Genomic DNA, 13,151 nt, shown 5'->3' with positions numbered 1-13,151 from the left:
CGGGGGTGGGTTGGCTTGGCCTCCTGGTTTCGGGGCTGGGGGGGGGGGGGGGGGGCGCGGCGCTGGCCCGCCCCCCGCCCCCCCCCCCCCCCCACTACACGGGCCACCCCCGTCGCGTGGATCGGCAGTGCCGTAGGCAGCTTCATGACGACCGTGTGATTTTGCTGGTCATGTTCGGACCGGTATGCTGACGCGCATGCAGCTATCTCGAATCACCCCGCTCCTTCTGTTCCTGGCGTCGCTGGCAGCAGTTCCCCTTGCCCATGCCCGCGGCACCATTGAAAAGGTCCAGATCAAGGGTCTGGACAAGGGTGACGATGCCGAGATGATTGAGAACATCGAGGTGTCGCTGTCGGTTTACGACGCGATCGGCAAGGTGCAGGGCGAATCACGGCTGGAATACCTGCTGTCGCAGGCCGAGCGGCAGACCCGTACGGCGCTGGAGCCGTTCGGCTTCTACAACCCGAAGATCACCGTGGAAGCGCCGCGCACCGGCGATACCCTGCAGGTGCTGATCCGTGTGGACAAGGGCGAGCAGGTCAAGGTCCGTACCCAGGAGCTGGACATCACCGGCCCGGCCTCGCGTGACAAGTACCTGCAGGAAGACATCGAGGCCTTCCACCCCAAGACCGGCGAGGCCTTCGACTCGGTCAGCTATGAGGCCAGCAAGATCACCATCACCCGGCGCCTGGCCGAGCGTGGTTACTTCGATGCCGATTTCACCCAGCGCAAGGTGGAAGTGACCCGTGCCGAGAATGCGGCCGACATCTTCCTCACCTGGGACAGTGGTCGCCGCTACAACATGGGGCCGATCACCTTCGAACAGGATTACTTCCGCCCGGGTCTGTTCGAACCACTGGTGTATTGGGAACAAGGCAGTTATTGGCATGAAGGCAAGCTTGATCGCCTGCGTGAGTCGCTGACCAAGCTCGATTACTTCAGCGTCATCGACATCCAGCCGCATCCGGAGCAGGCCGATGACAATGGTGAGGTGCCGGTCAACGTCAAGCTGACCCGCGCCAAGCGCACCATCTACACCGCCGGTCTGAGCTATGGCAGCGAGAGCGGCCCAGGTGTGCGCGGCGGCGTCGAGCGCCGTTACGTCAACCGCCGTGGGCACAAGCTCAGCACCCAGTTGGACTACGCACAGAAGCGCAAGAGCTTCATCACCAGCTACCGGGTGCCGGGCTTCCGCTGGCTGGATGGCTGGTACAGCTATGCGATCAGCGCCTATGACGAGCAGACCGATTACATCGACCTGCGCAACGTCAAGTTGATCGCCAGCCGCAGCGGCGAAATCAACGAAAACCTGACCGCCATCGTCTCGATGAATGCCTTGCGCGAGCGTTGGCGCTACAGCTCCGGTGACCAGTTCAATGCAGCGGTCTACAACTACTCGACCCTGGTTTACCCGCAGCTCACCGCCGACTACGTCAAGGTCGACGACAAAAGCTTCCCGCGTCGTGGCATCAGCGGCAACGCCACCCTGCGCGGTGGCATTGAAGGTGCCGGCTCGGATACCAGCTTCGTGCAGGCCGATGCTACCGTGCGCTGGTACATCCCGGTGGGCGATGCTGACCGGCTGATCCTGCGCGGGCAGGCCGGCACTACCTGGACCAGTGATCTGGTCGCGATGCCGCCAAGCCTGCGTTACTTCGCCGGCGGCGACCGATCCATCCGCGGTTATGCCTTCCGCGAAGTCGGCCCACGCACACCTGCACCGGACAAGTTCGCGCTGGGCGCGAAGAATCTGGCAATCGGCTCGGTTGAGTACGAGCATTACTTTGGTGGCGGTCCGTGGGGCGGCGCGGTATTCGTCGATACCGGCAGCGCCTTCGACAACAACATCGACCTGCATACCGGCGTGGGCTTTGGTGTGCGCTGGAAATCGCCGGTCGGCCCGGTGCGTATTGATATCGCACATGGCTTGAACCACCCGGATTCGCAATTCCAGCTCTACCTCAATATCGGAGCTGACCTGTGAGCCGCCGGCCCGACGAGGTGAGTCCGGAGGAGCGCGAAGCGCGCATCGCCGAGCTGCGTGCCAAGCGCAAGGCGCGCCTGCGCACGCTGGCGGTGCGAAGTGGCATCACCATCACCGTACTGGTGTTGCTGGGCCTGTTCGCGCTGTACTGGTTGCTGCAGACCGTAGCCGGCCGCGAGGTATTGCTGGCGCAGGTGGTTGCGCGCCTGCCCGCCGGCTCATCGCTGACCTGGAGCAAGGCCGAAGGCCCGCTGGCCGGGCCGCTGATCCTGCACGACCTGGATTTCCGCTACAACGAGCTGCACTTCACTGCCGCACAGGCTTACCTGGACCCGGATATCCGCCCGCTGCTCGGCCGCAAGCTGCGCCTGGATGCGCTGCGCGTCACTGATGCCTCGTTGGAACTCGGTCCGTCGGAAGACAAGCCGTTCGAACTGCCAAATTGGCCGGATGTGCTGCCGGCCATCGAATTGCCACTGGCCTTGCAGGCCGACACCATCGTCATCGACGGTCTGCGCATCACCCAGCTGCAGCAGCCGATCATCGACATCAGCAAGGTCCGTGGTGGGCTTGAAGCAGCCAATGGTGAATTCACCGCCAACCAGATCAAGGTCAACAGCAATCTCGGTGATTTCCGCATCGACGGCCATTACCTGCCGCGCGAGGACTACGCCACCGACCTGACCGTGCGCGCACTGATGCCGCCACGTCCGGGCCAACCCGCCGCGCGGCTGGGTCTGGTCGCGCGCGGCAATCTTGCCCATATGGAAGTTGCGGTGGCCGGCTATGCGCCCAAGCCGCTACACGTCAGTTTCATTCTGGATGGCCGCACTGATCCGGTATGGAACGTGGCCGCGCGCAGCGAGCAGCTGGATCTCGGCCAATTGGTTCCCGCGCAGTTCCTGGCCGAGCCACCGGCACCGGTGGCGCTGGATTTCTCCGCGCGTGGTCGCGGCGGTCAGGCGCGACTGCAGGGCCGGGTACGCCAGGGTGAGAACGAGCTGGTGCTGGCACCGTCCAATGTCGCCATCGACAAGCAGGTGCTGACGGTTGCGCCGCTGGTCGCCGAAGCCTTCGGCGGCAGCGTGCGGCTGCAGGGCACCGCCGATTTCAGCGATGCACAGAATCCGGGCTTCCGCTTCGCAGTGGTGGCCAATCAACTGACCTACACGCCGGAGCCGGACCCGAGTTCGCCGGACAGCACACCGGTGCCCTTGCACTTGAAGGAAGCGCGGCTGGGTGTGGCTGGCAACCTGAAGAACTGGGCTGCCGTTGGCAAGGCCGAAGTGGCGCGCGAAGCACAGGACGCCAATCTCGATTTCGATGTGCGTGGCAACGACCAGCAGGCGCATATCGAACACCTCAAGGCGACAACGCCCGGTGGCGCGCTGGAACTGAAGGGCTCGGCGGCATGGGCACCAACGCTGGCCTGGGATGTGGATGCAAGCCTGTCCAAATTTGATCCCGGCTATTTCGCGCCGGGCTGGGAAGGCAATCTGTCCGGCTCGCTGGCCTCCAAGGGCAAGCAGCTGCCGGCGGTGGCCGGTAGCAGCGACATGCGCTTCGAGGCGACGCTGGACGTGCCGCAGATCAACGGCATGCTGCGCGGCCGCCGCGTCGATGCGCGCGCCAAGCTTGCGCTGCAGGGAATGCAGGGCGAAGGCAATGTACGGCTGGTGATGGGCGACAGCCAGATCGAGGCCAAGGGCAAGGTCGGTGATCGGCTGGATGTGGATGCGCGGCTGGAGCCCTTGCACCTGTCCGACCTGCTGCCCGGCGGCACCGGCAGCCTGGCCGGCACGCTGCAGCTGCGCGGCACGCCGAGCCAGCCGGACATCACCGCCGACCTGCGCGGCAATGGCCTGCAATGGGACGACTGGAAGGCGCAGCAGATCAGCATCAATGGCCGTCTGCCATGGCAGGGCAACAACGGCGCGCTGGCCATCCATGGCAGCGCGGTCGAGGTCGGCATGCTGCTCGACCAGGTCAACATCAACGCACGTGGCAGCGTGCAGAACCTGCAGCTGGACGCCGACACCCGCAACGAGCTGGGCGCGGTCGCGCTGAGTGGCAGCGTGCGCCAACAGGGCCAGGCATGGCGCGGCGAGCTGGCCTCGCTGCGGATTGCGCCGGTCAAGGGTGCGCCGTGGCAGCTGCGGCAAGCGGCTGCCCTCAGTGCGCAGGGCAGCAACTTCACCCTGTCCGATGCCTGCCTGGGCGCGGAGACCGGCGGCGCCCTGTGCCTTGCCGCCAACTGGCCGCGCGAAGGCCTGCAGTTGCGCGGTGATGCCTTGCCGCTTGCCTTGGTCCAGCCCTGGCTGCCACCCAACGAAGGTCGGCGCATGTACCTGCGCGGTGAGCTCACCCTGGACGGCAATATCCGCCCGCGTGGCAATGCCTGGGAGGGTGGCTTCAAGGTGGCCTCGGCCGAAGGCGGCATCCGCCTCGGTGACAACGCCCGTGGCGAGCTGGTGCGCTACGACAACTTCTCGTTGAACGTCGACATGCTGCCCAACAGCATCAAGGGCTACCTCGGCGTCGGTTTCAAGGGCGACGGCTTCATCGATGCCAAGGTGCAGACCGGCTGGGAGCCCAATGCGGCGCTCACCGGCGAGCTGTATATGAACATCGCGCGGCTGTACTGGCTGGAGTTGTTCTCGCCTGACCTGGTGCGCCCGCAAGGCCTGATTGAAGGCCATGTCAGCCTGCGCGGCACGCGCTCGCAGCCGACCCTTGGTGGCGAGGCCAAGCTCAGCAACTTCACCGGTGAATTCCCGGCCTTGGGCCTGACCTTGAGTGAAGGCAAGGGCAGCTTCATCGCCCAGCCCGATGGCTCGGCACGCATCAGCGCCTCGACCAAAACCGGTGGCGAAGGCACGCTGCAGGTGGACGGTGGCCTGTCCTGGTTCGGCGATGCGCAGCCCCTGCAGCTGCATATCCACGGCGACAAGGTGCTGATGGCCAATACCAGCGAACTGCGGGTGGTGGCCAACCCGGACCTGGACTTCACGTTGGCCGGCACCGCGATGGAGCTGCGCGGCAGCGTGCATGTGCCCGAGGCGGATCTGGACCTTGAACGCCTGGATCGCGGTACCTCAGCGTCGGAAGACATCGTCGTGCTGGACCCCGCCGACCCGGAAGAAGGCCCGTCCTCGCCGCTGGACATGGACCTGACCGTCAGCCTTGGCGACAAGGTCAAGATGAGTGGCTTCGGCCTGAAGGGCGCGCTGACCGGCAGGATGCAGGTGCGTGCGCGTCCGGGCCGCGAGATGACCGCCAACGGCGGCCTGGAAGTCAGCGGCCGCTACAAGGCCTACGGCCAGGACCTGACCATCACCGACGGCCAGTTGTTGTGGAACTACGGCGTGGTCTCCGACCCGCGCATCAACATCAAGGCGCAGCGTGCGATCGGTGATGTCACCGCCGGCATCCACGTCACCGGCCGCGCCCAGCAGCCGCGGGTGGACGTGTGGTCGGATCCGGCGATGTCGCAATCCGAGTCGCTGGCCTATCTGGTGCTGGGCCGCAGCCTGAGCATGGCCAGCAGCGACCAGGCACAGCAGGTCAACGCGGCCTCGGCGGCTTTGTCGGCCGGTACCGGCCTGCTTGCCGCACAGGTGGGCGCCAAGCTTGGCCTCGATGATGCAGGCGTAAGCCAATCGCGCGCGCTGGGTGGCTCGGTGATCGGCGTGGGCAAGTACATCACGCCCAAGCTCTACATCGGCTACGGCGTCTCGCTGGTCGGCAGCGGCTCGGTGCTGACCTTGAAGTACCTGTTGCGGCGCGGTTTCGACATCGAAGTCGAATCGTCCACGGTCGAAAACCGCGGCTCGGTGAACTGGCGCAAGGAACGCTAAGCAGGAGGCGGAGTGTTGTGGGAGCGGTGTCAGCCGCGAAGCCAACGCTCCATCCGCAGTCAATTGCGCATTTTCCACGCCGAAGATCAGCGTTGTCGCGAGGCCATGTTGCACTGGCTTCGCGGCTGACACCGCTCCCACAAGCGTCGGCAACATTGCGTGACTGCTGGCGGTTGCCGCTGTTGGCGGGGGCCGCTACTGTCCACGGCTGTTCTGTAATCCGTTGGAGTTCCAATGACGCGTAAACCGCTTACCGCCGCGCTGGCGCTGGGCATGAGCCTGGTCGCCACTGCCGCACACGCCAACGAAGGCATGTGGATGCCCACGCAGCTGCCGGAGTTGGCCAGGACGCTCAAGGATGCCGGCTTCAAGGGGGACCCCAAGCTATTGGCCGACGTCACCGCGCCGCCGTTAAGCGCGGTGGTGCGTGTCGGTGGCGGTACCGGTTCGTTCGTCTCCGACGAGGGCTTGTTGCTGACCAATCACCACGTGGCCTATGGCGTCATCCAGTACAACGCCAGCAAGGAGCACAACTTCATCGATGACGGCTTCATCGCCCAGGGCCGCGACGACGAGCGCGCTGCCAATCCCGACTACCGGGTGCTGGTGACGGTGGGTTTCGACAAGGTCACCGATGAGGTGCTCAAGGACGCGCGTGGCAAGACCGGCCGCGGCTACTACGACGCAGTGGAAAGCGCGCGCAAGCGCATCGTCGCCGACTGCGAGGCCGAAGGCGGCGTGCGTTGCTCGGTGGCCAACATGTACTACGGCAGCGACTTCTACCGCATCCGCCAGCTGGAGCTGACCGACATTCGTCTGGTTTACGCGCCGCCGCGTGCGATCGGCAATTACGGCGATGAAATCGACAACTTCATGTGGCCGCGCCACACCGGTGATTTCACCCTGCTGCGTGCCTACGTCGGCAAGGATGGCAAGCCGGCGCCGTACAACAAGGACAACGTGCCTTACCATCCGCCGGCACATCTGAAGATGTCCTTGGACGGTCCGAAGGACGGTGACTACGCGATGCTGGCCGGTTACCCCGGCACCACCTATCGCCTGCGCACCGCCGACGAATTCGCCAGCCAGATCGATACCGTGCTGCCGCGCCGTGTCGAGGTGTTCCAGCAGTTGATCGACGTGATCGAGGCGCAGGGCAAGGGCAATGCCGATGCACGCACGCGCTATGCCTCGCAGCTGCAGTCGCTGAAGAACAATCGCAAGCGTGCCGCCGGCGAACTGGAAGGCCTGCTGCGCAGCGATGCCAAGACCCAGCGCGCACAGGACGAACAGGCGATGCTGGCCAGCACCGACGGCAAGTACAAGGCCGATATCGACGCGTTGTTTGCGTCCCTGGCTGAAGACCGTGCGGTCGGTAGCAGTGAGTTCCTGGTGACGCTGATGTCCAGCCAGACCCAGCTGCTGCGTTCTGCGCTGCTGCTGGAACGCCTGCGGGTGGAATCGCTCAAGCCCGATGCCGAGCGCGAGGCCGGTTACCAGCAGCGTGACCAGGCTTTGATCGAAGGCGTGCTCAAGCAGGTGCAGCGCCGCTACGACCCGGCCGTCGAAAAAGCACTGCTTACCGCATTGTTGACCCGCTACCAGCAGCTGCCCGATGCGCAGCGCAATTCGCATTACGACAACCTGTTTGGTCGTACGCCGGCTGCGTTGGCCAAGCATCTGGACGAACTGTACGCACAGACCAAGCTGGGTGATGAAGCGCAGCGCCTGTCGCGTTTCGAGGCCGCACGCAAGGGTGGTTTCATCGAAGCCGATCCGCTGGTGTCGGTGGCGGCGGCCTTGGTGATGGCTCAGCTCAGTGCAGAGCGCGACAGCAAGGAACGCGAAGGCGAGCAGCTGCGCCTGCGCCCGTCCTACATGCAGGCCTTGTTTGCCTGGCGCGCAAGCCAGGGCAGGGTGGTATACCCGGATGCCAACAGCACCCTGCGCATCAGCTACGGCAAGGTCGAAGCGCTGCATCCGCGTGATGCGGTCAGCTATTCGCCGGTGACCACGGTGGCCGGCATCGTCGAGAAGAACACCAACACAGTGCCGTTCGACGCGCCCAAGCCACTGCTGGCGGCGATTGCGAAGGGCGACTTCGGCAGCACTGCCGATCCGGCCTTGAAGACGCAGACGGTGAACTTCCTGACCAACCTGGACACCACGGGCGGCAATTCCGGTTCGCCGGTGCTCAACGCCAAGGGCGAGCTGATTGGCCTGAACTTCGATTCCAACTGGGAGTCGGTCAGCGCAAGCTGGTGGTTCGACCCGCGCTACAAGCGTGCCGTCCACGTGGACATGCGCTACCTGCGTTGGCTGTTGGCCAAGGTCTACCCGGCCCCCGCATTGCTGCAGGAAATGGGCGTGCCTGCCGAGTAAAGGCTGCGCAATGGGCGTCACGGAAGTGACGCCCATTCCATTCATAAAACGGCGTGTACCCCGTTTCAGCGATAACTGATATTACGCTAGGCTAAAATTCCGGCTATAGGTGGACTGTCTTCTGACAGTCCGACAGGGAGAGTGTGTGGCACCGGATATGAACATTGCGCGCGTGGGCGCAGCCAATCCCACGGCCTTGGCACCATTGCGTATCTGGATTGTCGGCAACCTGGAGCTGTTGCAGCCGCTATTGCCCTACGGTGCCCAGATCCAGGCACTGGACAGCGTGGAGGCGCTGTACCGCGAACTGGTGATCGTCCCCTGCGACATCGTGGTCATCGACACCACCCGGGTCCGCGCCGGCATGGTCGAGACGGTCGAGCACCTGCGCCGTCGTGATGATCTGGGCGTGGTCCTGTTGGTAGACCCGAATACCCCGCAACTGATTGCCGATGGCCTGTGGGCCGGCGCCGACGCCTGCCTGCCGCACCGCCCGGAGCCGGAATTCCTCGCCGCCAAGCTGTACAGCCTGCGCCGGCGCTTGCCGGGTGAGGCGGCGCAGTTGATGGAAGCCGGCGGGTCTGGCAGTAGCGCCTGCTGGGCGCTGGAATCCGACGGCTGGGATCTGCGTGGGCCCAATGCGCAGGTATTGGCGCTGACCGAGGCCGAACGCGCATTTCTCACTTTGATTTTCTCATCGCCTGGTGAGACAGTCGCCCGCGAGCGCCTGATTGCGGCCCTCACCGACCAGCCCTGGAGCTTCGATCCGCACCGGATTGAGGTACTGGTGCACCGTTTGCGCAACCGCGTGCAGTCGGCCACCGGCTGTACCCTCCCGGTCCGCGCAGTTCGGGGTGCCGGCTACCGTCTTACGGTCTAGGTCACACTTTTTCATTAAGTTGTAATTCACGAATTTGAAGGTGCGCCAATTCACATTCGTACGCGGCCGTATGTGTAATTCCTTCGTTAAATCAAAGTGATAGCGGCTTAACACACGGGTGCAAAAGTCCGTAGTGAAAGCAAGTGAGAGTTTCCGTCACAAAGCGGAACTGAATGGGCACGCGCGCGCCGTAAGAATCCGCGCCAACACAAGCACCTCCGGGTGCTGAACCGGTGAGCCGTTTTGGGGCGGCCGCCGCTTGTCTTTGAAGAAATCAATCGGGCTGCCGGGTTCGCCGGTGGCCTGCGCGCAGCGTTTGCAAGAGGTTCGCCCGGTGAACAACCAGTCCGATCAGTACATCCGTTCGTTTGTCCATCCCACAAAAAATGGTGAGAGCCGTTCAATCGTGGGTGCCCGGAAAGCGGCGCGTTCCGTGCTGGGGCGCATCGGGGTGATTGCTTCGATGGCGATGACGGCGGTGTTGCCAGGTACTGCCATGGCTGCGGCCTACGCAACCGGAGGCTCCAGTCCTTATCGCGAAACCGTGATGTGGATGACCTGGGGCACTGGCGCCAATGGCACCCATGAAGCAGTACTGAGCAACGGATCAACCAGCAGTGCATCCCTGAATGTCGCTACCGGTGTGACGATGGCGGTGAGTTGTGCGATGTCCAACATCGTCACCACCAACAGCAATACGACAACAGGCCTGCGGAGTTATCGGCCGGGCAATTACACCGGCGACATGCTGGATGACCTGTACAACATCGGTGGTACTGGTGCCAGCAACCAGTTGATCAGCGGTGTCCACACCTACGACAACAGCCTGGGTGCCACCTTCACCCTGAAATGCACCAGTACCTTGAATGGCGTGCCCTTTGATCTGAAGGGTGTGGTCATGGCCGATGCCGAGTCGCTGGCCTCAACGGAATCGCTGCAGGCCACTGCCAAGGGCACCTGGACCATCATGGAGATGGTCAAGAAGGGGAACTATCTCGCAAACCGCACGATCGCGGCCAACGGCAACTCGACCATCAGGTTCCACTCAGGTGCCGATGCCGGCTCAGGCGCGGTCACGTTTCTGACCTTCGACAAGTCGGCCTACAGTGGCATCAATCGCGAAGTCAGCATCGACTTCGGCTTGAAGGGTGGCGGTAAGCAGGCCATTGCCATCGGCCTGCTGGTGCCATACGCCGACTTCGGTGATGCGCCGTCCACTTATGGTGCAGCGATGCATCTGGTGGAAGAGCTGCGAATCCAGGCCGACAACATGCCGGCCACCGCCAGCAACTACAACCTCAACCAAGCCGCCTTCACCCCCGGCAAGCTGTTGCCTTCGGCAGCCAACTACCTGGGCTCGCAAGGCCCGGATGCAGAGAGCATCACACGAGTCAGCGCCGATGCACTGGGTGATGACAACTTCCCGACCGTCGGCTCAGCAGAAGAAAATGCCTGGACCCGCAAGACGTTGTCGGTGCTGCAGGCAGGGGAAACGCTGACCGAGCAGATCCTATGCAATGGCACTGGTAACGTTGCTGGTTGGATCGACTTCAACCGTAACGGCACTTTCGACACGAATGAGCGTGCCGCCGCTGTGTGTACCGCCGGCAAGGCGACCCTGATGTGGACGATTCCTGCCACATTGTCGCCGGGCGATACCTTTGTACGTCTGCGCTACGCGGTAGATGCAGCCGATGTGGCTTCGGCTACCGGCGTGGCCAAGACCGGTGAAGTGGAAGATCACCTGATCAAGATCGTTGCGCCCAAGCTGAGCATCGCCAAAACCAACGATGCCACCAGTGGCAAGTGGGCCTGGGGCCAGACGGCGAACTATACGTTGACCGTCACCAATATCGGTGATGTGGCTACAGGCCGCACCTCCACGCCCTCCGCTGCCGACACCATCACCGTGTTGGATACCATGCCTGCCGACATCGAGCCGGTCTGGGGATGGGGCAGCACCAATGCCAGCGGTGACTGGAGCTGTACGGCGACGCTGGCCAGCCGTCAGATCAGCTGCACCACCAGTCGCATCCTTGAGCCAGGTACCAGCTCCAGCCTGGTGATTCCGGTGGTGGTTGGCACTCCGGCGGCTCCTGCCGGGCGCACCAACTACGCCAGTGTCGGCGGTGGCCATGATCCGATTCACCCGACGACGCCACCGGCGCCGGGCGTGAGCTGCACGGAGCCGGGCTACTGCGCGAACTCCCTCGTGTCGGTAGTGCAGCCATCGGTCGCCTACAAAAAGACTGCCACATTGCCGGTTGGCAAGACGGCTGTGGTGGTGGGCGACATCATCACGTACACGGTGACGACCACCATCGGCAATGTTGGATTGGGGCAGCAGGTAATTCTTACCGACGTGCTTGGCACCGGCCTTGAACTTGAGGGCGGAGCTACTGCCGGCTCTGGTATCAGCTGTACAGCGATCGCGGGCCAGACAACGTTGACCTGCACATTGCCAGCCGGTTTGGGAATCGGGACATACGCGATCACCTATCCCGCGCGGGTCACCAGCCTTGCCTCGGGTTCGGTAAAAAACCAAGTCTCTGAAAACGGCACCAACACCCCGGGCTGCGGCCCTAATGGCGTCAACTGCACGGTCACCACCCCGCTGGACAAACCGGTGGTCACCTATAGCAAGGCGGTGAGCAACCCGGTTGCCGGCACCAAGGTCGCCGTCGGCGAACAAATCACCTACGGCCTGACGGTCAAGGTGGCGGTCAAGGCAACTGAAACGCCTGTACAGCTCAGTGATGTGCTGGGCGCCGGCCTGGAATTCGTTGACATCGCCAGCAATGCTGGCGGATTCACCACGCCAACAACCGGTGTCACGCCACTGGTGTTCACGCTGCCGGTCGGCACGCCCATCGGCACCTATACCGTGAGCTATCGGGTACGTGTGAAGCCGGATGCGCCGCTGACGCTCACCAACGCGGTGACCGGCACCGGTGGAGGTGGGCAGACGCCGACCTGCGATGGCAGTTGTACTACCAGTACCCCGCGGGCCGAGCCGGAGGTTACCTACCGGAAAGTCCAGGTGTCGCCTGCCGTGGGCACTGCAGTGGCCAAAGGCGGGACCATCACCTACAAGTTGATCACCGAAGTAGCCAAGGCCAAGACCACGCACCCGGTTGTGCTGACCGACATGCTCGGCACTGGTTTGACCTTCGCTGCGGTGACCAGTGCGGGTAGCTATCAACACGATGCACTCAACACCACGTCGACCCAGCAATTCACGCTTCCTGCTGACAGCGCTCCCGGCAGCTACGAAGTCACCTATACCGCTACCGTCAACGAGTTTGCGCTGGCCCAGGTGAAAAATGGCGTCACTGCCAGTGGCGACGATCACCCGGCATGTGGTGTGGGCTGCAGCGTCATCACCGATGTTGCGCCGACCATCGTCTATGCAAAGGAAGTGCTTGCACCGGCTGCTGGCACGAAGGTAAAGGTCGGTGAAGACATCAAATACCGGCTGACGGCCACGGTCAGCAATGCCAAAACCACCGCTGCGTTGGTGTTGAGCGACACCCTGGGTACCGGTCTGGCATTTGCTGCCGTGACCGCGCCGGGTGCGTACACCGCTGTGACCACGGGCAACCCGCTGAGCTTCACCCTGCCGGCCAATACCGTGCCGGGCACCTACGCGGTCGACTACACCGCCACCGTCACGAACGATGCAACTACTGCGGTAACCAACGCCGTCACCGCCACGGGTGGCGGTGGTACGCCGACCTGTAGCGGCGATTGCGATACGAGCACGCCGGTTGCCGCACCTGCGGTGACCTATAGCAAGTCGGTGGTATTGCCCGTGGGCAAGACCGAAGTGTCGGTGGGCGATGTGCTGACCTACACGCTGACCGCGGTGGTCAGCAACTCAAAGACCACCGCACCGGTGGTGCTGAGCGACACCCTGGGTACCGGTCTGGCATTTGCTGCGGTGACCGTGCCGGGTGCGTATACCGCTGTGACCACGGGCAACCCGCTGAGCTTCACCCTGCCGGCCAACACCGCGCCGGGCAGCTATGCAGTGAGCTACACCGCCACG

Annotated in this window: 5 protein-coding genes; all 5 read left to right on the top strand. The window is 63.6% G+C overall.

Going from position 1 to position 13,151, the window contains the following annotated elements; genetic code table 11:
* The first annotated feature begins 184 nt into the window (after positions 1-184).
* The gene (locus ACVOMF_RS18160; protein WP_481510508.1) at positions 185-1,984 is read left to right on the top strand and encodes an autotransporter assembly complex protein TamA; all 1,800 of its coding nucleotides are present in this window, start codon (positions 185-187) and stop codon (positions 1,982-1,984) included.
* A 44-nt stretch (positions 1,985-2,028) separates the two neighbouring features.
* On the top strand, positions 2,029-5,841 hold the full coding sequence (locus ACVOMF_RS18155; protein WP_481510509.1) for a translocation/assembly module TamB domain-containing protein: 3,813 nt from the start codon (positions 2,029-2,031) through the stop codon (positions 5,839-5,841).
* 234 nt (positions 5,842-6,075) lie between these two features.
* A complete protein-coding gene (locus ACVOMF_RS18150; protein WP_481510507.1) occupies positions 6,076-8,223 on the top strand; it encodes a S46 family peptidase in 2,148 nt (715 codons plus the stop codon).
* A 157-nt stretch (positions 8,224-8,380) separates the two neighbouring features.
* Positions 8,381-9,103, top strand: a complete 723-nt coding sequence (locus ACVOMF_RS18145) for a winged helix-turn-helix domain-containing protein (protein WP_481510506.1) — start codon at positions 8,381-8,383, stop codon at positions 9,101-9,103.
* A 334-nt stretch (positions 9,104-9,437) separates the two neighbouring features.
* Positions 9,438-13,151, top strand: a 3,714-nt coding sequence (locus ACVOMF_RS18140; protein ID WP_481510505.1) for a CshA/CshB family fibrillar adhesin-related protein, incomplete at its 3' end; no start/stop codon positions are given.

The organism is Stenotrophomonas sp. STEN022, assembly GCF_056760155.1.
Note: the sequence above shows the minus strand (reverse complement) of the source record. Positions and strands in the feature narration are given on the sequence as shown.